This window comes from Psychroflexus aestuariivivens (assembly GCF_004010055.1).
In the GTDB taxonomy this organism is placed as follows: domain Bacteria; phylum Bacteroidota; class Bacteroidia; order Flavobacteriales; family Flavobacteriaceae; genus Psychroflexus; species Psychroflexus aestuariivivens.
In genome coordinates this window covers 147,375-171,008 of record NZ_RQVT01000051.1, presented here as the reverse complement: position 1 = coordinate 171,008, position 23,634 = coordinate 147,375, and the positions used below count along the sequence as shown (strand labels likewise).

23 protein-coding genes and 1 other RNA gene are annotated in these 23,634 nt (G+C 33.3%); 10 read left to right on the top strand and 14 right to left on the bottom strand.

Going from position 1 to position 23,634, the window contains the following annotated elements; translation table 11 throughout:
- Positions 1-100 precede the first annotated feature (100 nt).
- From EIG86_RS11190 to EIG86_RS11180, 3 genes are read right to left on the bottom strand one after another with little or no spacing between them, the layout of a single operon-like run.
- Positions 101-1,912 (bottom strand): ABC transporter ATP-binding protein, encoded by a 1,812-nt coding sequence (locus tag EIG86_RS11190; protein ID WP_127846263.1) that lies wholly within the window; start codon positions 1,910-1,912, stop codon positions 101-103.
- A gap of 55 nt (positions 1,913-1,967) precedes the next feature.
- A complete protein-coding gene (locus EIG86_RS11185; RefSeq protein ID WP_127846262.1) occupies positions 1,968-4,463 on the bottom strand; it encodes an ABC transporter permease in 2,496 nt (831 codons plus the stop codon).
- 49 nt (positions 4,464-4,512) lie between these two features.
- A complete protein-coding gene (locus EIG86_RS11180; RefSeq protein ID WP_127846261.1) occupies positions 4,513-5,199 on the bottom strand; it encodes an ABC transporter ATP-binding protein in 687 nt (228 codons plus the stop codon).
- A gap of 26 nt (positions 5,200-5,225) precedes the next feature.
- On the opposite strand from EIG86_RS11180, the gene EIG86_RS11175 reads away from it, so the two are divergent.
- Entirely contained in the window at positions 5,226-6,095 is an 870-nt protein-coding gene (locus tag EIG86_RS11175) for an arylesterase (protein WP_127846260.1), read from the top strand.
- Here the strand turns inward: EIG86_RS11175 and EIG86_RS11170 are convergent.
- From EIG86_RS11170 to EIG86_RS11155, 4 genes are all read right to left on the bottom strand, one after another.
- Positions 6,084-7,403, bottom strand: a complete 1,320-nt coding sequence (locus EIG86_RS11170) for a DEAD/DEAH box helicase (protein WP_127846259.1) — start codon at positions 7,401-7,403, stop codon at positions 6,084-6,086. The two genes, EIG86_RS11175 and EIG86_RS11170, sit on opposite strands and share 12 nt — an antisense overlap.
- 5 nt (positions 7,404-7,408) lie before the next feature.
- Entirely contained in the window at positions 7,409-8,740 is a 1,332-nt protein-coding gene (locus EIG86_RS11165; protein ID WP_127846258.1) for a DEAD/DEAH box helicase, read from the bottom strand.
- A 98-nt stretch (positions 8,741-8,838) separates the two neighbouring features.
- Positions 8,839-9,933 (bottom strand): redox-regulated ATPase YchF, encoded by a 1,095-nt coding sequence (gene ychF, locus EIG86_RS11160; protein ID WP_127846257.1) that lies wholly within the window; start codon positions 9,931-9,933, stop codon positions 8,839-8,841.
- Between the two features lie 183 nt (positions 9,934-10,116).
- Positions 10,117-10,680, bottom strand: a complete 564-nt coding sequence (locus EIG86_RS11155) for a pseudouridine synthase (RefSeq protein WP_127846256.1) — start codon at positions 10,678-10,680, stop codon at positions 10,117-10,119.
- Between the two features lie 61 nt (positions 10,681-10,741).
- Here EIG86_RS11155 and EIG86_RS11150 point away from each other — a divergent pair, with 61 nt between their 5' ends.
- The 6 genes from EIG86_RS11150 to EIG86_RS11125 all read left to right on the top strand — a co-directional run bounded on the left by EIG86_RS11150 (position 10,742) and on the right by EIG86_RS11125 (position 15,104).
- Positions 10,742-11,368, top strand: a complete 627-nt coding sequence (locus tag EIG86_RS11150) for a Crp/Fnr family transcriptional regulator (RefSeq protein ID WP_127846255.1) — start codon at positions 10,742-10,744, stop codon at positions 11,366-11,368.
- A 69-nt stretch (positions 11,369-11,437) separates the two neighbouring features.
- Entirely contained in the window at positions 11,438-11,773 is a 336-nt protein-coding gene (locus tag EIG86_RS11145; RefSeq protein WP_127846254.1) for a rhodanese-like domain-containing protein, read from the top strand.
- Between the two features lies 1 nt (position 11,774).
- Entirely contained in the window at positions 11,775-12,044 is a 270-nt protein-coding gene (locus EIG86_RS11140) for a heavy-metal-associated domain-containing protein (protein WP_127846253.1), read from the top strand.
- 20 nt (positions 12,045-12,064) lie between these two features.
- Positions 12,065-13,408 carry an MBL fold metallo-hydrolase gene (locus EIG86_RS11135; RefSeq protein WP_127846252.1) on the top strand — a complete coding sequence of 448 codons (1,344 nt, stop codon included), beginning with the start codon at positions 12,065-12,067 and terminating at the stop codon, positions 13,406-13,408.
- Between the two features lie 76 nt (positions 13,409-13,484).
- Positions 13,485-14,537 (top strand): TlpA disulfide reductase family protein, encoded by a 1,053-nt coding sequence (locus EIG86_RS11130; protein WP_192901731.1) that lies wholly within the window; start codon positions 13,485-13,487, stop codon positions 14,535-14,537.
- Positions 14,538-14,573: 36 nt separating this feature from the next.
- Complete coding sequence (locus EIG86_RS11125) at positions 14,574-15,104, top strand: porin family protein (RefSeq protein ID WP_127846250.1); 531 nt, start codon at positions 14,574-14,576, stop codon at positions 15,102-15,104.
- 130 nt (positions 15,105-15,234) lie between these two features.
- Here EIG86_RS11125 and EIG86_RS11120 read toward each other — a convergent pair whose 3' ends face one another.
- From EIG86_RS11120 to rnpB, 4 genes are all read right to left on the bottom strand, one after another.
- Entirely contained in the window at positions 15,235-16,356 is a 1,122-nt protein-coding gene (locus tag EIG86_RS11120) for a TonB-dependent receptor (RefSeq protein WP_127846249.1), read from the bottom strand.
- 101 nt (positions 16,357-16,457) lie between these two features.
- Positions 16,458-17,135 carry a hypothetical protein gene (locus EIG86_RS11115; RefSeq protein WP_127846248.1) on the bottom strand — a complete coding sequence of 226 codons (678 nt, stop codon included), beginning with the start codon at positions 17,133-17,135 and terminating at the stop codon, positions 16,458-16,460.
- Positions 17,122-17,685: an RNA polymerase sigma factor gene (locus EIG86_RS11110; protein ID WP_127846247.1), complete on the bottom strand. Its 564-nt coding sequence runs from the start codon at positions 17,683-17,685 to the stop codon at positions 17,122-17,124. The genes EIG86_RS11115 and EIG86_RS11110 overlap by 14 nt, the downstream gene beginning before the upstream one ends.
- An 80-nt stretch (positions 17,686-17,765) precedes the next feature.
- Positions 17,766-18,092, bottom strand: an RNA gene (rnpB, locus tag EIG86_RS11105) — RNase P RNA component class A.
- A 204-nt stretch (positions 18,093-18,296) separates the two neighbouring features.
- Between rnpB and EIG86_RS11100 the strand changes: the two genes are divergently transcribed.
- From EIG86_RS11100 to EIG86_RS11090, 3 genes are read left to right on the top strand one after another with little or no spacing between them, the layout of a single operon-like run.
- Complete coding sequence (locus EIG86_RS11100; protein ID WP_127846246.1) at positions 18,297-19,241, top strand: DUF368 domain-containing protein; 945 nt, start codon at positions 18,297-18,299, stop codon at positions 19,239-19,241.
- Positions 19,219-20,235: a DUF368 domain-containing protein gene (locus EIG86_RS11095; protein ID WP_127846245.1), complete on the top strand. Its 1,017-nt coding sequence runs from the start codon at positions 19,219-19,221 to the stop codon at positions 20,233-20,235. Before EIG86_RS11100 ends, EIG86_RS11095 begins: the two co-directional genes overlap by 23 nt.
- A gap of 1 nt (position 20,236) precedes the next feature.
- Entirely contained in the window at positions 20,237-20,971 is a 735-nt protein-coding gene (locus EIG86_RS11090) for a shikimate dehydrogenase family protein (protein WP_127846244.1), read from the top strand.
- A 127-nt stretch (positions 20,972-21,098) separates the two neighbouring features.
- Here EIG86_RS11090 and EIG86_RS11085 read toward each other — a convergent pair whose 3' ends face one another.
- The 3 genes from EIG86_RS11085 to EIG86_RS11075 form a co-directional block, all read right to left on the bottom strand.
- Positions 21,099-21,716, bottom strand: coding sequence for a hypothetical protein (locus tag EIG86_RS11085; RefSeq protein WP_127846243.1), 618 nt, complete (start codon positions 21,714-21,716; stop codon positions 21,099-21,101).
- Positions 21,717-21,816: 100 nt separating this feature from the next.
- A complete protein-coding gene (locus EIG86_RS11080; RefSeq protein WP_127846242.1) occupies positions 21,817-22,008 on the bottom strand; it encodes a hypothetical protein in 192 nt (63 codons plus the stop codon).
- 154 nt (positions 22,009-22,162) lie between these two features.
- Positions 22,163-23,626 (bottom strand): hypothetical protein, encoded by a 1,464-nt coding sequence (locus EIG86_RS11075; protein WP_127846241.1) that lies wholly within the window; start codon positions 23,624-23,626, stop codon positions 22,163-22,165.
- Between the last annotated feature and the right edge of the window lie 8 nt (positions 23,627-23,634).

Below are 23,634 nucleotides of genomic sequence, written 5' to 3'. Positions count from 1 at the left end.
ATGATATTGGAATTTTTTTCAAACCTCCTACTCTATTTTAGTTTTAATGATATCTGGCAGAGCTAATTTATGAAATTGATAAAAAATATTGGCGAGAGATTTATGAACGATAACCTTCAGCTTGCAGTTCAAAAAGTTCTGCATAGAGTTTTGGTTTTGCCAAAAGTTCTTCATGAGTACCGAGTTCTAAAATTTCACCCTGTTGTAATACCAAAATTCGATCAGCCATTCTGACTGTTGAAAATCGGTGTGAAATAATTATACTTGTGCGGTCTTTCGTTAAACCAATAAAACGCTGAAAAACTTCAGATTCTGCTCGCGCGTCCAAAGCTGAAGTTGGTTCATCTAAAATAATAATAGGTGCGTCTGACATATAAGCCCTAGCCAAAGCAATTTTCTGCCATTGTCCACCAGACAACTCTGCTCCTTTTTTAAAACGTCGTCCTAAGCCTTGCTCGTAACCCATCGGCAAACTTTCAATCACATCATTAGCCAAACTTTGCACTGCAGCACCTTTAATCTTGTCGGTATTTTGTTCTTCGTCGATATTGCCAACAGCAATATTAATTTTAGCGGTGAGATAATACTTAACAAAATCTTGAAAAATTGCGCCCAGCATTTTTTGATAATCTTCTTTTCGGTACTCGCGAATTGGTACGCCATCCATTAAAATTTGACCAGAAGTTGGTTCGTATAATCGTAATAAAAGCTTGATTAAAGTGGTTTTACCGGCACCATTTTCGCCAACTAAGGCAAGTTTCTCCCCTTTTTTCAATTCGAAACTTAAGTTCGATAAAACTTCTTTTTCAGATTGCGGATAGCTGAAACTTACTTTTTCGAAAGTAATGCGATCTTTAAATTCTGTTGGCGCTTCACGGTACTGTTCAGGATGATCATCACTAAAGTCCATGTCTATAAATTCGAAATAATCCTGCAAATACATCGCACTTTGGGTGATATTCGAAAAGCGAGAAAATACGGTTTGCAGTTGATTTCGCAATTGACTGAAAGATCCTGCTAAAAATGTTAAATCTCCTATTGTTACAAAACCAGCAACTGCTTTGAGAACAATAAAAATATAAGCGCCATAATAGGCTAAATCGCCTAAAACATGAAATATGCCGCCCCATAGGCTTTTTTTAATTGACAGCTTTTTGTTGGCTTTATAGTATTTGTCTGATATTCGCTTAAAAGTATTACTGATAAAATCGGCCAAGCCAAATAATTTTATTTCTTTAGCTGTTACATCACTAGCACCAATCATTCGCATATAGTCGAGTTCTCTGCGTTCTGGCGTCCAACTTTTTTGAAGTGAATAGCTGGATTGACTGTATTTTAATTCATTGATAAACGAAGGAATAATAGAAATCACCAAAAGCAAAATAAGAATCGGATAAAAATATATCAATCCTGAAATCAAAGATATAATTGTGATGATATCTTGAATTTGTGCCAGTACATTCGACATGAGTGACACTCGACTGGTTGTTTGTTGTCGTGCACGTTCTAATTTATCGTAAAATTCAGAATCTTCTAAGCTAGCCAATTCGACTTTTGCCGTTTTTTGAATTAATTCAATTGAAGAGGCATTTGAATATAAATCGCCCAATAAGCCATCAGTCAAAGCAATCAAACGGTTAAAAACATCACTCAAAATCGCCAATAATAACTCAATTCCAATCAACCAATATAAACGCGTCAAATCTGAAGGCTCAAGGTCAACTTGTAAAATCACTTCATCAATAATTTCTTTACCAACCCATAATAAGGCAATCGGAATCAAGGATTTCAGCAATCTTAGGAGAACGTTTCCAATAAATAACCCTGAATGTGTTTGATAAACTCGACTTAAAAAACGTGGAATAAAACGCAGAGAAGCAAAATTTGAAGTCTGTTCTTTAGATTGAGCCATTATTTCTTATTTATTGACAAAATTAAATTTATATCAGGGCTGAAATTTTACACCACTAGCCTTCTCTACGAAGAACTTCTAAAGGCGAACTACTCAGCACCCGTTGAATGTTGCTTAAACCAATGCCCAAAACCAAAAGTGTAATGCCAGGCAGAAATACGATAAACGGAATCAATGATGGTACAAAAGGTTCTTTAAAAACGAAAACAGCCAAAGCTAAACTACTTATTATCGCCAATAGAATCCCAACAAAACTCCCTAGCAGTCCTAAAAACACATATTCCAAAGCTGAAATTTTTAAGATTTGCTTGTTCGTTGCACCTAAAGTTCTAAGTAACACACTTTCTTTGATGCGTTGGTATTTACTAGTCCGAACTGATCCAATTAAAACAATAATTCCAGTCAAAATGCTGAAAAATGCCATAAAGTTAATCACCCATGAAATCTTGCTTAAAATATCTTCCAATATAGTGTAAACCTGACGCAAATCGATTATTGAAACATTAGGAAATTCAGAAACCAAACTTTGTTGTAATTCAGCTGAAGTTGCTTCATCAGGAACAGCTGTCGTGACCACATTAAACTGAGGTGCATCTTCCAAAACGCCTTTTGGAAACACAATACTAAAATTGAGTTGTATTTGTCCCCAATCCACTTTACGGATGCTTCCGATTGTGGTTTCCATCAAGACACCTTGTACATTAAACACAATAGTGTCACCAACATCAACTTTGGCATCTTCAGCAATATTTTCAGAAATAGATATTTTAATTGAATCTTCAGATTGGAGTTCAGGAATCCATTCGCCTTTAATAATAGATTCAGAATCAATTAGCGTGTCTCGATAGGTGGTTCTGAATTCAGGATTCAAAATCCAACCGTTTATTTGGGCAGTCGAATCTTGCTCGATGTCCTTTACCAATCGATCTTTAATTTTATGCATTCGCATGGTTACTAGCGGAATACTGCTAATGATAGGCAAGTCTCGATTGATCAAATTCTGTTTCAAGGCTTCACGCTGATCGCTTTGAACATCTAGGATAATGATATTGGCATCTTCAGAAGATTGTTCGACTTGAGTTTTTGCCAGCAAAATATCTTTGGTAAAATACAAAGTACTAATTAAAAAAGTACCCAGACCAATAGATACAACTAATACCAGGGTTTGGTTATTGGGTCTGAATAAATTCAAAAGACTTTGTCGTGTGGTAAAACCCCAAGATTTTGGAAAGTAAGTTTTAATGAGTTTCATACTTCCCTTAGCAATACCTGCTAAAATGCTAAAAGTTATTAGAGTTGAGCCAACAAAACCTAATGCGTAAATTGCATCTTCAAGCATCCAAAAGGAAAACAAGAATAGAAATAATATAATAGCGAAAAACACAATAAATCGCATTTTCTTTGGACCTTGTTTCGCTTGTTCATTTACACGCAAAACTTCCAAAGGTGAAACATACCAAGTGCTTAATAATGGCAGTAAAGCAAATAAAATTGACATAAAAAGACCCAAAAACAAGCCAATAAATATAGGTTGTGGAGAAATGCTGAATTCAATATCGAAAGGTAAAAAGCTTTGTAATATATAAGGAAATAATCCTTGTAATCCAATACCAATTAACGAACCAATAAAACCACCAGCAATACCAATACCAGCAATTTGAATAAGAAAAATAAGAAAGCTTTGTGTTCTGGAAGCACCCATACATTTCAGTACAGCTATAGATTTTAGTTTCTCTTTGATATAAATGTGAACAGAACTAGAAATTCCAATACAGCCTAAAAGCAATGCAATAAAAGCTGCCAAATATAAGAACCGACCAACATTTTCATAGCGTTGTCCTAATCGCTGACTTGTACTCGTATGTGTATCTAGATCAGCATCTTCAGCGTCTAACATTGGATCAATCTTTTCTTCAAATCGTTTCAAATCTAAAGTATCTGAAGCCTTAAAAAAGAACTGATATTCTTTACGGCTTCCAAATTGCAAGAGTTCGGTTTCTTTTACCAATCGTTCAGGAATAATAACTGGTGGTGCCACTGAAGAAGAAATAGCAGTAGTTCCAGGAATAGCTTTTAATGCTCCTGCTATAGGTAAAGTAAGTTCACCGATTTTGATAGAATCGCCAGGCTGAATATTGAATTGAAGCAATAAAGTAGCGTCAACCAAAGCGCCTCCAGATTCTTGGTAATTATCTGCTGCTGAAGTCGGTTGTGTATCAATTTTACCATAAAAGGGAAATGAACCTTTTATCCCGCGCACTTTGACCAATTTCGTGCCGTTATTTTTAGGAAATGCAACCATCGATACAAAGTTCACCTCAGAGGCATCAGGCTGTAAAGAATCGACAATGGCTTGAGCGCGATCTGTCAAAGTTTGTCGGCTATCTATAATGTAATCTGCTCCCATCAAGGCTTTAGATTGTCGCTGAATGTTGTCAGTTAAATTACTACTAAACAACTGAATGGAAACCACAGCGGCAATCCCTAAAATAATTGAAGACATGAATAGTAACAAACGTACTCGGCTTGCTTTGGCATCACGCCAGGCCATTTTAAAAAGCCATTTGGTTTTATAATTCATGGTAATGGAAATATACTTATTAGACTTTTATACGTTCGTTGGTTAAGACTTGACCTCCTTTCAGGCGCAAAATTTGTTGAGTTCGATTGGCGAGGTCTAAATCATGAGAAATAATAACCAAAGTTGTTCCGGCTTCTTGATTTAAATCGAACAATAATTTAATCACTTTTTCTCCCGTTTCTTCGTCTAAATTTCCTGTTGGCTCATCGGCAAATAAAATAGATGGCGCGTTGGCAAAAGCTCTTGCTAAAGCTACACGTTGCTGTTCTCCACCTGAAAGTTGTGAAGGATAATGATCCGAACGCTTAGCCAATCCCACTTTCTCCAATAAAGCCATACTTTTTTTAGTGGCGTTTTTTGAACCTTGAAGTTCTAAAGGGACACTCACATTTTCAAGCGCCGTTAATGTCGGTAAGAGTTGAAAATTCTGAAAAATAAATCCCACTTCTTTATTTCGAAGTTGAGCGCGTTCATCTTCATTTAAAGCATTTAAGTCTTGACCGCACAATTCGACTTGACCAGAATCTGGATTGTCCAAACCTGCACATAAACCTAATAAAGTTGTTTTTCCACTTCCAGAAGGACCTACAATTGAAAAGCTTTGACCTTTTTCAACTTCAAAAGAAATGTCTTGTAAAACCGTTAATTCTTTGCGACCGCTAGAATAAGTCTTTGTTAACCCAGCAATCTTCAATATCTTTGGCATATCATGTTTAATTTAATTGACTACTTATGTCTAAATTCCAAAATAAACAATTGCTTTCAAACACAGTAATTTCATTTGTTCAGAAAATCATAAAGTTTTATTATTTAATTCCTCTATTCCTGATTCTAAGTTGTAATGGCAATCAAAATAAAGAAGTCACTGACAACTCGAAAGATGAAACGGTTGAAACACAAACTGAAAATACCCAAAGTGTAAACGAAAGCAAATCAAAATCTAAAGAGTCAAAAGTTATCTTGTGTTTTGGAGACAGTATTACTGCCGGTTACGGTCTTGATGACCCTGACCAAGCTTATCCTGCAATTTTGCAAGAAAAAATTGACAGTTTGGGTCTGAATTATGAAGTTATTAATTCTGGAGTGAGTGGTGAAACTACCGCTGGCGGCAAGCGTAGAATTGACTGGATTTTGAAACAAGATATTGATATTTTTCTATTAGAACTTGGGGCAAATGATGGATTGCGTGGCGTAGATTTATCTGAAACAAAGCGCAATCTTCAAGCAATCATAAACAGTGTTCAGAAACAAAGTCCAGGAACAAAAATAATTTTAGCTGGCATGCAATTACCGCCAAATATGGGTGAAACTTATACATCAGAATTCAAACAGCTCTATCAAGAACTCGCAAAAACTAATGATCTAGCCTTTATACCATTCATTTTGAAAGATGTAGGTGGCATTGAATCACTCAATCAAAGCGATGGCATTCATCCTACAGCAGAAGGACATGAAATCGTTGCTCAAAATGTATGGGAAGTTTTAGAACCGATGTTAGGGGGAAAAATTAGAATTCAAATTTTTTCATCATTAGAAAAAATCTACATCGTTATTTTAAAAATGCTATTCTCATTTCTTTTGAAATTAGTTTTAACTATCTAAAACTCTAATTCGAACTTTTTTCTTCTTCAAACGGGATTCACTTAATTTTTCGACTAATTCGTCCGCAAGATCTAACGGAACAGCGACAAATGCACAATCAGGTTTAAGTTCAATTAAACCGAGTTGGTCCTTATTTAATACACCTTGTTTAAAAAACAAACCGGCAATGTCACCTTTAGAAATTTTGTCTTTTCTACCACCTGAAACAAAAAGAGTTTCCCAATATTGGGATTTTTTTGGAGCTTTTTGAGAAACATCTATCCCTTTCACATCTTTAATGAATTCTGGTAAAGTCTCGCGCTCCCATTTCAAAATATAAGCAGTTCCCTTTTCGCTCACTCTTGCTGTTCTGCCATTTCGATGAATAAATTCTTCTTCGTGTCGAGGAAGTTCATAGTGAATGATGAATTTCATTTCAGGAATATCAATTCCACGTGCAGCCAAATCTGTAGCAATTAGTAGTTGGCATGTACCATTTCTAAATTTGATTAATGCCCGTTCCCGATCTTTTTGTTCCATCTCACCAGAAAAACAAGCATGACTGATTTTATGACGCGTCAAATATGCACTGACTTCAGCAATACTTTCACGTAAATTGCAAAACACAATACCGGGTTCTGAGCCAATATGCTGAACTAAATTCAGTAATGTTTTCAACTTATTTTCAGTAGGTGAAACCACTATTTTAATACTTAATTTAGAAGGTGTTTTAACGTTTAAATAATTGATTGTCTTAGGTTGATCTAAATGTACAAAACCAGGAATCTTAACGCCTTGTGTTGCAGAAGTTAAAACACGTTTATTTAAATTAGGTAATTGCGAAATAATAGCTTTCATTTCTTCTTCAAAACCAACTTCTAAAGACTTATCAAATTCATCTAAAACAAGGGTTTGAATATCTGTTTTAGAAAAACGCTCGCTGGTAAAGTGATCGAGAATTCGGCCTGGCGTTCCTATTAAAATGGCTGGATTATGCTTTAGTTCTATTTTATCCTTAGCCATAGCTCTCCCACCATAGACAGCATTGATTTTGTGTCCTGAACCCATTGAACGTAAGACTTGTTCAATTTGAATAGCCAATTCTCTTGACGGAACTAAAATAAGAGCTTGTACCTCGGAAGATTCAGGATCTAAAGCTTTTAGGAGTGGTAATGAAAAAGCCAATGTTTTTCCCGTTCCTGTGGGTGATAAAATAATGGTATTGGTAGAATTTTCAATTATAGGAATCGCTTCTTCCTGCATCGGATTTAAAGCTTGAATTTTTAACTTATTCAGAATATCCTGTTGTGATTTTATGTGGTTTGCCATAATAATTAATTCTTTTTTGAACTTCCTGATGATTTTAAATCTGATTTTGATTGAGCTAGATAATCAGCTAAAACTTTGTCTAAAAGTTCTTCTTTTGTCAAATGGTGAAAAATCGTTTTGATTTTCCCTTTAAATTCTTCTGAAACCTCTCTATTAGGTTTAGTTTTAAATATTTTCTTTGCCCAGAGTAGCGCATTATTTTCTTCTATGCTTTGAGCATCTGCTTTAGCTAATTTAGAAAAATTGATTCCTAGCGCAGCTTCAAATTCTGGAATCTTTTGAACTTCATCGGTTTGCAAAATACTTAAAGAAAGTCCCTTTGCTCCTGCTCTTGCGGTTCGACCACTACGATGGACATAGGCTTCAAAAGTGTCTGGTAAATGATAGTTGATTACGAAAGATAGTTCCTTGACATCAATGCCACGTGCAGCTAAATCAGTTGCCACTAAAATATCGATTTGTCCAGCGCGAAATTGCTCCATAATGCGATCGCGTATTTTTTGTGTGAGACTTCCATGAATTGCCCCCGATGAAAACCTGTTAATCGCTAATTTTTTGGCTAATTTATTGACGGCAGCTTTAGTTTTACAGAAAATAATACCACGTTCACCAGATTTCGAATTCAAAAAATGAAGTAATACTTCTAACTTTTCGATGGGTTCAACAACCACATATTGATGATCAATATCTTGATGACCAAGAGTTTCTGTATCAACTTCAATCTGAATGACATCTTTTGACATGTAATTCTGAACCAATTGCTTAAGTGTTCCTGGCATAGTCGCCGTGAATAATAGAGTTCGCCTTGATTGTGGAATCACAGAAATAATTTGATTGACTTCTTCTTTTAAAGCACTGAGCATCTCGTCGGCTTCGTCTAACACTAAATACTGCAAGTTTTTAAGGTCGATTGCATCGCGTTTCATCAAATCGAGTAAACGTCCTGGAGTCGCCACGACCATATGAGTGGTGTTTGATAAAGCTTCTATTTGTGGTTTAACTGGTGTTCCGCCATATAGTCCAACTATTTTAATCTGATTTTGATTATGAGCAAATGACGAAAGATTATGATAAATCTGCTGCGCTAATTCTCGAGTAGGTGCTAAAATAAGCGTTTGTATGTTAGTATTTTCAGAATCTATCAATTGTAATAATGGCAAGCCAAAGGCTGCTGTTTTTCCACTTCCGGTTTTTGATAAAACCACTAAATCTTCCTTTTGATTTAGTATAATGGGAATGGTTTTTTCTTGAACTTCTGTCGGTGCAGAAATTTGTAATTCAGATAAGCTTTTTTGAAATTGTATATTGATTCCTAAATCGGAGAAATGAACTGGCATAAAAAATAATATTTCGGCAAAGATAAACTTTTATAAGGCTAAAAAAGCCCCAGTTTAAATTAGAAACTGAGGCTTTTTATATTTGTTGGAAACTGTATTTAAACGTTAAATCTAAAATTCATAACATCTCCGTCTTTAACAATGTATTCTTTGCCTTCAACATTAAGTTTTCCAGCATCTCGAACTTTAGCTTCACTACCGTAACTGACAAAGTCATCGTATTTGATAACTTCAGCACGGATAAATCCACGTTCAAAATCAGTATGAATTACGCCCGCTGCTTGTGGTGCTGTAGCACCAACTTTTACAGTCCAAGCTCGTACTTCCTTCACTCCGGCCGTAAAATAAGTTTGTTGATTCAATAATTTGTAAGCAGAACGAATCATTTTTGCCACACCTGCTTCGGATAAGCCAATATCTTCCAAAAACATCTGACGTTCTTCATAATCATCAAGTTCAGCAATGTCAGCTTCAATGCCAACGGCTAAAACAATAACTTCTGCATCTTCGTCTTTCACAGCTTCTTTGACACGTTCTACATGGGCGTTACCTTCAACAGCTGAAGCTTCGTCCACATTGCAAACATACATGACGGGTTTATCTGTGATAAATTGCATTGGTTTTACAATATCTTCACGGTCTTCTTCAGGAATTTCAAGGGCTCTAACCGATGTACCGCTTTCTAAACCTGATTTTAATTTTTCTAAAACACCAAGTTCACGTTGTGCTTCTTTATTGCCAGTTTTTGCGGCGCGTTTAGTTTTTTCAATTTTCTTGTCAACAGCTTCTAAATCTTTAAGTTGCAATTCAATATCTATAGTTTCCTTATCACGAATCGGATCGATACTACCATCAACATGAACAACGTTATCGTCATCAAAACAACGCAGAACATGCAAAATTGCATCGGTTTCGCGGATATTTCCCAAGAATTGGTTTCCTAAACCTTCGCCCTTGCTTGCCCCTTTGACCAATCCTGCAATATCAACAATTTCAACTGTTGCAGGAACAACGCGTTCTGGATTAACCAGAGATTCTAACTTTTGTAATCTCGGATCGGGCACATTTACTACGCCTATGTTTGGTTCTATAGTACAAAATGGGAAATTCGCACTTTGTGCTTTGGCATTGGATAACGAGTTAAATAATGTGGATTTCCCCACATTTGGTAGGCCTACAATTCCTGCTTTCATAAGTTTTATTCTTCAATTTTAAAAGCGCAAATGTAAGGTTTTTTTGAAAGCTATAAAGTTTAGGATTTCATTTTGTGAATAGAATTTATTTCACATTAAACTTAGAGAATTGAGGTTTATTTTTAATGATTTTTTTAAAATGAAAAATATAATTAATGACTTTAGATAAAACTACTTAATTAACTAAAAACTAATGTTTTGTATTTCTTCAGAATCCATTCCTTCAATAGTTTCATCTCCAATTCGATAACGAATTAAACGTAAAGTTGGAAATCCAATTTTAGCAGTCATTTTACGAACTTGTCGATATTTTCCTTCATTTAGAACGATGGAAATCCAAGAAGTCGGCCCATGTGCTTCACTTCTAATTCTTTTGGCTCGTTCAGGTAAGTTTTGTGGAGGCGACATTAATCTGACTTCACAAGGCAATGTTTGGTAAGGTTTTCCATAGATACTTATTTCAATACCATCTGATAACTTTTCAACATCTTTTTCAGATATAATACCATCCACTTGAACCCAGTACTCTTTGTCAACATTTGTAGATGTAATTTTGTAACTGAATTTTCCATCAGTGGTCAAAAACAACAATCCTTCAGAATCTTCATCTAATCTACCAACAGACATTGTTCCTTCAGGAAATTCCCCCAACTCTCCTAGCAAACGTTTATTTTTTCGCTGCTTTTGGTTATATATAAATTGACTCAACATGCCATAAGGTTTGAATATTTTGAAATAATGCGCCATAAATGGATTCTAGTTTTTGTTGAAATCTCTATCTTAGTGCAAAAATATCAATTACTAAATAATGTTAGAAGAAATAAAAACAAATTACGCCCATATTTTTGAAGAAGAACTGCTGGAAGAAATCAATGAAGTTGGAATTGTCAAAAAAGTAAAATCCGGTGACGAACTCATCCGTATCGGTCAATATTTGACGGCAATGCCATTGCTTTTGGACGGCGTCATCAAAGTGATGCGCGAAGACAAAGAAGGTTTTGAACTTCTCCTCTACTTTCTAGAAAAAGGAGAAACTTGCGCCATGACACTTTCCTGTTGTACTGCAACCGCTGTAAGCGAAATTCGAGCAGTCGCCGAGATCGATTCCACTCTGGTGATGATTCCTATTGAAAAAATGGAAGCTTGGATTTCGAAATATAAATCCTGGCGAAATTTTGTTTTCGACAGTTACCACAACCGTTTAATGGAAGTTTTGGAAACCATTGATAATATAGCTTTCAAAAAAATGGACCAACGCCTTTTAAAATACCTTCATAATAAAGCAAAATTTTATGAAAATTCGGAAATCAAAACTACTCACCAAGAAATCGCTTACGATCTTCATACCAGTCGCGTGGTTGTTTCTAGACTACTGAAACAATTGGAAAAAGAAAAAAGAATCGCTTTGCAACGTAATTCTATCAAATTGTTCTAAAACTAAATTCGTAACTTTTGTTACTGTAGGGCTCGCTTAAATCGTTTTAATTTGTAGGAAATTTAATTTATGTTTTCTATTTTTAAAACAAAGAAATTTAAAGAAATTAGCGTAATCAACGCTAATCAATACAAAGTTGCCATTCAAAAACCGAATGTTCAGCTCGTAGATGTAAGAACAAAAAATGAATTCCTACTAGGAAAAATAAATGGATCAATAAATATTGACGTTTTAAGATCAGATTTTGAAACGAAAATAGATAAATTCAATAAATCTGAGCCAATTTATATTTATTGTAGAAGTGGCAATCGAAGTCAAAAAGCCGCGAGAATTATGGTTTCTATTGGTTTTCAAAACATCATAGATTTAGAAGGCGGATATATCAAATGGATTAAAAACAACTAATATGCAAACAAATATAATTATACAAAACTTAAAATGTGGTGGTTGTGCCAGTACAATTACCAAGAAAATTCAAACTATAGATGGCGTTTCAAATTTGAATATAGATGTTGAAAAATCTAGCATTCAGTTTGAATACGATTCTAATAATATCTTAGAAAATGTCAAAATTCAACTTACAAAATTGGGTTACCCAGCTGAAGGCGATCAGAATTCTATAATAAACAAAGCCAAATCTTTTGTGAGTTGCGCGACAGGAAGAATGAATCAATAAATCTTTTAAAAAAATACATTATGACAATTAAACAATATAACGACAAAGCACTTTCCCATTTATCTTACGCTATTGTGAGCAATGGAGAAATGGCAATTGTCGATCCAGCTAGAGATCCAAAACCTTATTATGAATTTGCTGAAGAAAACAATGCCAAAATTGTGGCTGTTTTTGAAACCCATCCACACGCCGATTTTGTAAGTAGTCATCTTCAAATACACAAAGAAACTGGCGCTGATATTTATGTAAGCAAACTTGTAGCAGCGGATTACCCCCACAAAACTTTTGATGAAGGCGATACTTTTGAAATGGGTGAAACCACTTTCAAAGCCATTCATACGCCAGGACATTCGCCAGATGGTATCACGATTTATGCAAAAGACAAAACTTCTGACAAAGAAGCAATTTTCACAGGAGACACTTTATTTATCGGAGATGTTGGGCGTCCAGATTTAAGAGAAAAAGCTGGCAATATGACGGCAAAACGTCGTGAATTGGCCCAAGCCATGTATAAAACTATGACCACCAAATTCAATGATTTATCCGATAATGTTTGGGTCTATCCAGCACACGGCGCAGGAAGTTTGTGTGGCAAAAATATGAGCAGTGACAACGTGAGTACTTTAGGTAACGAACGCATTGGAAACTGGGCGTTTCAAAAGCAAACGGAAGAAGAATTTGTAAATGAAATTTTGGATGGGCAACCATTTATTCCTTCCTATTTCGGACATGATGTGGACATCAATAAAAATGGTGCAGCGAATTTCAAAGCCTCAGTGTCAAATATCGAAATTCAACTGAACATTGAATCTTTTTCTGCAGATGCGCCAGTCATTGATACGCGACCTGAAGCAAGTTTTAAAGCCAATCATTTGAAAAATAGTTTCAATATTATGGCTAGAACTGAAAAAGATAAATTTGAAACTTGGTTGGGTGCGATTATCAAGCCGAATGAAAAGTTCTATTTGGTATTGAATTCGATTTCAGACTACGATGAGATTCTCTCTAGAATTGCAAAAATCGGTTATGAATCCCAAGTCAAAGCAGTCTTGACTTTAGGAAAAACAGAATTCGAATCTTCAGAAGATTTAAATTATGCAGATTTTAAAGAAAATCCAGATAAATATACCATTATCGACATCAGGAATGTTAGTGAATTTGAAGATTCACAAAAATTCGATTCTGCAAAAAATCATCCTTTAAATGAACTTCGCGATACTGCTAAAAACATTCCAACAGATAAACCGATTATGGTACATTGTGCTGGCGGTTACAGAAGTTCTGCGGGAAGTAGCATTCTTGAATCTATTTTACCAAATGCAAAAGTTTATGATTTAAGTGAAAAAATTAAGGATTTCAATTAAATCATAAATAAATATGAGACTAAAGGCTGTCGTTAATTCGTCAGCCTTTTTTAATTTGCAGAATATTTTTAAAATTATGAAACAATTATTTTTATTCAGCATAATTCTGATCGTTTTTATGGGTTGTGAAACCACTAAAAAAGAAACCAAAACCGATCAATTTTATCTAAAAGGCATCATAAGTGGTGATTTTGGTGAACAAATTATTTTGAAATACAATCAAACTTCGGACACAGCAAAAGTCGAAAACAATACTTTTGAATTCAGAGGAGAAATAGAAAGTCCAAGCGTTTCTAAATTAATTTTTAATGATGAAAACACTTCCGAACGGATTTATATTTCACCAAACGACACGATTTTCGTTGAGGTTTTAATTGAAAATGATACAATTGCTGGTCAGCCCATCGAAAATTTTTTCATTAACAGAATCTCAGAAAATTCTACGACAGAACTCAAGACAAAATTTGAATCGTTTTATAATGATTTTGAAATTTCAAAGTCCAATCGGAATCAACTTTTCCGATTGATGGACAGTTTGATAGATGCACATCCAAATCATGATTATTTGGGAGAAAGACTCTCGCAAATTGCTACAGATCAAACTTTGCTTTATGATGATTTACAAAAATTGTATGTAAAATTTGATAAAAATCAGCTTTATGATGAAGATGTTATGCTTTTTAAAAAATACCTTGAGAGACGTAAAGAATTTCAAATAGGCAATAAGTTTCCAAATCCTGAATTGACCAATATTCAAAATGAAAAAGAAAAGATAATAGATGGTGAAGCCGAATTAACTCTTGTTCAATTTTGGACAACTTGGTGCAACAATTGTAAAATGAACCACGAACAATTGGAAAAGATTTACCGAGTTTATAATTACAAAGGCTTTGAAATTGTTGATATTTCCCTGAATACGAATAAAGAAGTTTGGATAGAAAAATTGATGGAGAATGTTGTGCCATGGAAAAACCTGATTGACACTAAAGGTTTTACAGGCGATTTGGCCAATGATTTAGGCATTGTGAATTTACCTCAAAACTATTTATTGAACAAACAGGGACATATTTTGGATATCAATATCAATCTTAAAGAATTAATTATTATTTTAAATTCAAATCTGAAATAATTCATATTTTTACTGAATAACTTTAAAACATAAATTATGAAAAATTTTTACAAATTGACTTTGTTGATTGCTTTAGTTTTTGGAGCAGCTACAACTCAGGCTCAAGATTTAGATTTTGGAATCAAAGCAGGTGTTAACTATGCTTCAATCGCAGATATTGAAGGTGGAGATCCTGATAGTAAGATTGGTTTTACTGGAGGTGTTTTTATCGGTGCAAGGTTTAATGCGCTATCTGTAAATGCGGAAGTCTTATTTTCTCAACAAGGGGCAGAATTCGATTCTGAAAAAGTAGATTTGGATTATGCGCTAGTACCAATTATTGCGAAAATTCACTTTTTAAGAATCTTTAATGTTCAGGCGGGTCCACAATTCAGCTATTTAGTTAACGAATCAGATTTTATTGAATCTGAAAAATTAGACGTCTCTGGCGCTGTTGGTGTTGGTTTGAATTTACCTTCAGGACTTAGAGTAGATGCTCGTTATAATGTTGGTTTTACAGACGCCTTTGAAAATTTTGAAGGTAAAAACAAATTTTATTCTATCGCTTTAGGATACTCGTTTTTATAAATCGAACTATCAAAAAAGGATTTTGCGAGAACTTTCTCACTAAAATCTAAAAGTTAGAAATTTTTACTTACAAAAAAGGCTAGTTTCAAAATGAAACTAGCCTTTTTTAATTTTATCAATTAGTATTCTTTTAAAGCGTAATACGCATTCCTATTTGGAAGTTGTTTAAATCCACTGCGTTGTCTTTGAAAATTGGATTGACATTATACTGAGCAAAAACAGAAAAATCTTCCCAACCAATATAAGTGCTAAGACCGTAAAGCAAATCGTTGGTATTATAATCATCTCTCCTACGTTCTTTAAAGTTTTCGCCGTCTTCAGAATATTTAATTTTCTGGGTATTCAAAAGATTAACTCCTACAAAACCACCAATTCCGACTTTGAAATCATGATCGGTAAAGCGTTTATTACCGTTATCAAGTACTGTAGTTTTGCTAGTTCCAAATTGTAAATGCAACGGAATAATTAAGTTATCCATTCTGAATTTAGATTTGTCTAATTCTATTTCAGATTGAACTAAATCAGTTTGCTCTCCGTTTTCTACTAAAATAGAATTGTTTTTTGGTTTCAAGCCATTGAATTGAAATGAAAACCCATAGTTAAATCTTAAAAAATTTGATTCTTTGAAAACACGAGTACTCCATTCGTAACCGATTTCAAAACTACGGCTACCAGCAAATTTGAATGGTGTATCATCAAAACCTTCTCCGTCTTTGACAGCATTATTGAAAGATAAACTCCAAAATACGCTACCATCTGTCCTTGGAGAATAAGGTAAATCACGCTCTTTGAGAGGTTTTTTAGATTTTTCAGAATCATCTTCATCTTTGCTTTCATAATCTATAGAGAAAGTATATTCTCTATCGAAGCCTAATTTTCTTAAAAATTCAATTTCTGTTTGCTTATCAAAATCATCGAAGTTAATCTCTCCCTTGTTTCGTTTTTGATATTTTGCCCAGATGTAAAGGACATTTTGTAACTCTTCAATATTCTTTGCAGAATTTTCTGCAGCTTCTTTTTTCAGCTTATCGGCTTCTTCTTCACTAATTTCATTTTCTTCTAATTGTGTATTTATAGTCTTAACGGTGTTTTTCAATTCAGACTTAGCTTCTTCTTCAATTTTCGCTTCTAAAGATTGTAGCTCTAGTTTTTCACTTTTACTGAAAAGGCTGTAATCTCTGTCTTGCGCAATCATTTCGATACTCCAAAGGCTTAGTAAAAAAGCCAAAATAATGGTCATTTTTGGTTTCATAATTAATTTTTGTTTAAAGGTTAAATATTTAATTTAAGGACAAGTCAACTTCCAAAAAATTTACCGCGCGTTTTGAAAGTCAATTATCCAGGCTAATTCTACTATCTAGCAGTGAAACTCGATCTGAGTTCCTTATAATTATCTTCTATTTTCTGTATAATAAGATCTTTAAAATCCATCTTACTGTTAGGATCTATTTCGGCCAAGAGTGAAGCTGGATCAACTCTATCAATTATTTTACGTTTCGTGTCCGAGTCTAAATCCGATTGGGCTTCAGCCAGTAAAGCTTCAACTTCTGAAAGTAACTTTTCCTCTGCTTCATTTTCGACTAATTCCTGTTCCACTTCTGCTAATAAACTTTCTGCTTTTGTTGAATTTATTTTAGATTTTTGAACCTTCTCAATCTGCTTAAAATTTATTATTTCAAATTTAGAATTCGGCAATTGAACTTCATTTTTAATTTTCTTATTTGGCTTTAAGACATTTGCAATCTGGAGAACTGGTCGTTCAATTACTTTTGAATCTTGAATCTCTTTAATTGAATTTTCAGGTGAAGTCACCACTGTTGGATTTTCTGTTTTAATATTCAAATTGAAAATTCCTAATGTCACTAAGACGCCTATAAAACTAGCTGCAACAGCAATCATCCAGTATTTACGTTTATATTTTTGAACAGTTTTTTTCTCTAAATTCTTACTGATGTTCAGCCAAGCTTCATCACTCGGGGTTTCCCGACGAGACTCTAGCATTTCTTTTATATTATTTTCAAATTCTTTCATGTGTACTTTTCTTTTGTGCCTCTATTTTCTGTTTCAGAAACTTTTTGGCTTTGAACAATTGTGATTTCGAAGTGCTTTCTGAAATTTTGAGTTGCTTCGCAATTTCTTTATGCGAATATTCTTCAACAACAAACATTACGAAAACTATTTTATATCCTTCTGGTAACAAGTCTATGAATTTTTGAATCTCATCAGCGTCAAATTCATTGATGCTCGGCATTTCATACTTTTCATAGATCTCGATGTTATCTGTCGAAAAACTCAAGGATTTCTTTTGTCGGCAATAATCGATGGCCGTATTGACCATAATCTTTCTTATCCAGCCTTCAAAACTTCCATTGAATGTATAGTTATTTATATTTTCAAATACTTTCAAGAAACCTTTTGACATCACGTCTTCTGCAAACTGTAAATCTGAAATATACATTCTACAAACACTCAACATTTTGGGCGAAAATCTTTTGTAGATATAAAACTGCGACTTTCTATCGTTGTTCTGCGCTCGTTTTATATCGCGATTTAGATCTTTATGTAAGTTTATTATTTTCAAAATACAACTTTGCTTCTACTAACATAGACGAAAGTATTTCAATAAAAGTTGCCTGGAGTAGAAATTATTTTCAAAAAAAAATAAAAAGCAGGTCTGTAAGCCGGATTCTGTCGTTTGAAATTCATCAAACGCCTTATCATTTATCTAGGATTTTTGTTTCCAAAAACCTCAATCTGTTTACCCTCCAAGATTGGGCGCACAACCCTCAAGCCTTGGTTTACATAACATTTCACCACATAGAGTTTACCGATTTCACTACAGCCGAACTGTACTTGCTTTCTGTTGCACTGGTCCGCTCCTATTTAGAAAAACTAAATAGAATGACGGGCGTTACCCGCTATGTTGTGCTATGGTGTCCGGACTTTCCTCTCTCCCGAATCCGGGACAGCGATAAGGCGACCTGCAGCTGCAAAAGTAAGTGAATATTTCAAATTCCAATTGATATTTAAGATTTTCCATTTCAAATTTTGCCGGAAAAAGCTGAGTGTTTAGAAATAAGATTCTTAGATTTTTTTTTAGAATAATTCATTCAAAAAACTGATATGAATTAAATTTCAGATTTGAAATAAACAATTTTGAAAAAATGTATTTTGCAGCCAAAATATATTCTTATGCAAAGAGACTTCAAATCCTACATAAACATCGGTCTTAAAGGCCTTGGTATGGGAGCGGCAGATGTTGTACCCGGTGTTTCTGGTGGCACGATTGCATTTATTACCGGAATTTATGAAGAATTGATCACTACGATTGGCAATGTAAATTTTCAATTGGTGAGCACGTGGAAGAAAAATGGATTCTCTGCTATGTGGAAACAACTGAATGGTAATTTCATCTTAGCACTTTTTGCTGGAATTCTTGTCAGTGTTTTTACTTTGATGCGCTTAACAAATTATTTGCTCGAAACTTATCCTATTTTGGTTTGGTCATTCTTCTTTGGCTTAGTCGTCGCCAGTGTTTGGTATGTTGGTAAACAAATTGATCGTTGGAATTGGAAATTGATTCTAGCAGCAGTCCTTGGTTGTGCAATAGCTTACGGTATCACTAAGTTAACCCCTTCCCAAGGCATCGATCATCCGTTATACTATTTACTTTGTGGTGCAGTTGCCATTTGCGCAATGATTTTACCGGGAATCTCTGGAGCCTTTATTTTAGTATTATTGGGTGCTTACAAATCTGTGAGCGAAGCTGTATCTAACTTAGATTTTAAAGTTATTGCCCTAGTTGGTGCTGGTGCTATCGTTGGTTTGTTGAGTTTTTCAAAAATATTGAAATGGTTGTTTAATCACTACAAATTTTTGACTTTAGCCTTGCTAACAGGATTTATTGCTGGTTCACTCAATAAAATTTGGCCGTGGAAAAAAGTCCTAGAATCTGAAGTTGTCAAAGACAAAGAAATTATTTTAAGCGAAGTCTCTGTTTTGCCAAACAATTTTGAAGGCGATTCTCAATTGCTTTTAGCGATTGTCTGTGCTATCATAGGATTTTTGCTTATCATTGCTTTAGAAAAGTTAGCGGAGATAAAACCAATTGCTGATGCAAAGCACAAGGACGCTTAGTGATAAAATATTTCTATTTCTGAAAGGATTAGCTATGGGCGCAGCCAACAAAGTTCCAGGTGTATCTGGTGGCGTGGTTGCTTTTGTGGCTGGTTTTTATGAAGAATTTATTTATTCTTTACAAAAATTCAATTATAAATCGCTTATCCTACTTTTAAATGGTCGTTTAAAGAGCTTATTCCAATACATCAATGGGAAGTTTATAGGAATTCTTTTCTTGGGTATGATTGTTAGCTATTTTAGCGTTTCCAAGGTCTTGGATTTTTTGATTGAACGCTACGAACTCTATGTTTGGTCAACTTTTTTTGGTATGATTGTCGGTTCGATTTATTACATCGCGAAGGATTTTGAAATGAAATCTATGCGAAATCTAATTTTCATTGCAATTGGTATTGCAGGTGGCATTAGCATTAGTTTTTTGAAACCAGCGACGGAAAATGACAATCTGTGGTTTGTATTTTTTTGTGGAATTATAAGCGTTTCAGGAATGACTCTACCAGGACTTTCTGGTTCATTTGTTTTAATTTTATTGGGCAATTATGTTTTGCTTTTGGTCGATTCGGTCAATGCTTTATACGACACTATAGTAGACATCTTGAAATTTGATTTTTCATTTACAAATAATTCTGAACGCTTGCGGTTATTACAGGTTTTGACAGTTTTTACAGGTGGTTCTGTATTTGGTTTGGTGACTTTGTCACATATACTCAGTTATGTCTTAAAGCATTTCAAAAATATTACTTTTGCTATCATCATTGGTTTTATAACAGGTAGTTTAGGTGTTGTTTGGCCTTGGAAAGACAAAATATTCAAAACTACGGCTGGTGGAGAAATTGTTTATGATGCCAATGGCGATCGTGTTTTAGATAATTATTCCAGATATTGGCCAGGTATTACTGATTTTGAAACTTGGTGGGGCATTTTTTTTATCATTATAGGAATTTTAATAGTTTTGAGTCTGGCGTGGTATGACAACCGCCGAAAAGTAGAATAATATGAAATTATACGGATTAGTAGGGAAAAATATAGAGTATTCGTTTTCAAAAGCTTATTTCAATAATAAGTTTAAAAGACTGAAAATTGAAGCAGAGTATAAAAATTTTGATATTAAAACAATTGATGATTTTATGCATGTCCTTAATGATCATCCACATCTGGATGGTTTGAATGTTACAATTCCTTATAAAGAAAAAATTATTCCCTTTTTGCATGACATCGATCCTTTGGCTAAAAAAATTGGTGCAGTCAATACAATTAAGTTAATTGATAATAAATTAATTGGCTACAATACCGATGTATATGGTTTTACAAAATCTATTTTTTTAATGATAGAACCGCATCATGAAAATGCTTTGGTTTTGGGCACAGGCGGTGCTTCTAAAGCTGTAACTTATGCTTTAAAATCTGTAGGTTACGAAGTTTCTCTTGTTTCTAGAAACGAAAATATTGCAGATTATACTTACGACAGTTTGAATGAAGATATTTTGAAAAATCATCAACTTATTGTGAATTGTACGCCCCTTGGCACGCATCCAAATACTAGCGACTGCCCTCCTATTCCTTTTGAATTCATCACCGAACATCATTTGCTGTATGATTTGATTTACAATCCTACTGTAACCACTTTTTTAGCCCAGGGTAAACAACATGGAGCAAACATTATGAATGGCGAACAAATGCTGAACTTCCAAGCAGAAAAAGCCTGGAGAATTTGGAATGGTGGGGAATAAAAAAACTGCTTGTTGGTTGGTATTTTACCTCATAATTTCAAAACCTTTTTGAAATTAAGCTTATTCGGTAGCATTTTGATAATATTTATTTAGATCAAAAAACTCGGTATTTACGAAATTCAAATCTTTAGATGTTATCGTTGGTATTTTCAAGTTGCTTTTGAACTTTAATTTTCTTCTTATCTAAATTCAATTCTTTAATCAAAAGATTGATTTCATCTTCCTGTTTATAAGGACTTTCCATTCGTAATCTTTCACCATTCTTTTTAGAATACATTCTGCCTAAATAAAAAGAAATTGCATTCTCAGTAATATTATCTTTTAAGTATGCTTCATAAACTATTTCAAAATATTTTTCTCTAATTTGATAGCCTGGAGCATGATGAATTACTATCCAAGGAGATGTTGTCGCTTTTGGCCCCATTTTTTTATCTGGGTATCCATAAGTTTCTAAGTATTTTTCAATTTTAACTAGATTAATTTCATCTTGTTTCAATTGAGCTTTTATATATTCCGAAAATTTAGGTGAATCCATACCGTATTTTAAAATCAAGTCTGAATCGTCTCTTACAGCTTGATCATCGAAAAAAATGTTCTCTAAATATAATTTTTTAGCGTCAAAGGTTTCTAACTCTGCGATTTCATTTTCAATTTGACTTATTTGTTCATCTGTCAAATTATTTTTTTTGCTACAAGAAAACAACGAAACCAGGATAATTGCTACTAGAACTCTTAGGATTTTCATTTTATATTTTTATAAATTACGACCTAGGTTTTGCAAGTTATTTTTAAAATAAATTTTGGTTTTAATAATTTTTATTTATTCTTATTAGTCAACAAAATATTCAATCGCTTTGTTTTTCCAATTTAGTACTTGTTTTTCTCTCGATAAACTGACCGAAGTAATAAACTATAAGTAAAGGAATGAGTTCAAATCCAGTAAATTTTTCTAGCAACTCTAACTCATCTAAGATAATTAGAATGGCGCCAGCGCTTAAGATAAAGCCAGAATCGAATATTAATTTTTTTTTGTTCATTTTTATTGATTTTATGTTATTAAGATGAATACTATCAGTTAGGTCATTAGTTGTTCGAGAAAATTAGTCATAATTTTTGATTTATGGTGTTAACTTCCAGAAAAACCTAAAACTCTACTTTCTGTAATAAAAAACTAATCTAACTTTATTGATGTTAATTTTCAGGAGTAACTTTAATTAATCTGCTACCATCAGTTTCATCAGAAAAAAGTAGTAAGAAGTCATTATTAAAACTGTTATAATTAACTGGAATTAATGGAAGTGTTTCATGTTTTTTGATTTCTTGTTCCAAATCATGATTGTAAATGAATTCATAATTGAAACTTTCATTATCAGTGTATTTATAAACTTTTTGTCCATCTTCTTCTACCGATGAAGAGTTTTGAAAAATATGAAAATGATCTTGTTTTTTTATTATTGCTACTGAACTATTTTCTGGATAGTTACTTTGATTTCTAATATTCTTGTATAAAATTTTGAATTTCTTTAATTCTCCTTCTTTATCGAATTTATTGATAGAAATATTTCCAAAATAGAATGAACTTACTGCAGAATTACTATTCGTTTGCGTCGAAGGAATAGTGTGAACGTAAGATGCTTCGTTGAAAAGAATATATGAATCTTTGGTTTCATAAAAATCTAATATTTCAAGATTTTTTATTTGATCTGAGTCTGAATTATAGGTTATCAAATTCATTTTATCAATATATTCCTTTTCAAAAGGTGTGGTATTTACGAAATCCTGATTAAAATTTTGAAGATTCAACTTTGAAAAGTAAAACCCATTTAATTCTCGTGATTTTTTATCATTAGAATAATGACCTGCTAAATATACTTGGTTGTTTTTTATAAATATTTCCAAATCTTCTACAATTTTATTATCAAGGTCTATATTCAATATATCCTTAGATCCATCTTTGACTTTTATAAATTTATATACAAAGTCATTTTTATCGATTTCTTCTTTAACTAGAAGTAATGTGGTATTATCATTTAAAGTATAAATATATTCTACAGAATAAATATCTTCAGACTGCATATCTTCAACATTATAACTTTCTATAACTTCAAATTTGCTATTGAAGTTCAAAATTTCATTAGCTTTTTCGAAATATAAAAGATTTTTTCTGATAGTTTTTTCACCTACCACCAAACTATAATATTTTTTATTCTCTGATATAGAAAAATCTGCAGATCCCTTACCACTTTTTCTCTCATATAGGGTTTGTTCTTGAATATCAAAATCATCAACTGGACAAAAATATCTTTTCACTTTTTTCATCCTATTTTCATACTTATCTGCTACTATAATATTTACATAATTATCGACAACTTCAAAACCAAGAATAGTGTGTTTAAATTTTTCAAAGATTTTTTTTTCTTTAATTAATTTTAAATTTTTATCGTAATGAATTAAAGTATAGTCTCTTTTATATGAGTAAGAGCCTCTATTTTTTCCTACACTCAAAACTATTATATCTCCATTTTTTGTAGTTGAAGATTTAATTGGATAGTTAATTTTTCTTTCTGATTTGATAAAATCACTTTCAATAAATTCAGTTTGACCATATGTTGTTAGGAACCAAAAACTCAATAATACAGTTAAGATGTTTTTCATTTTATTTT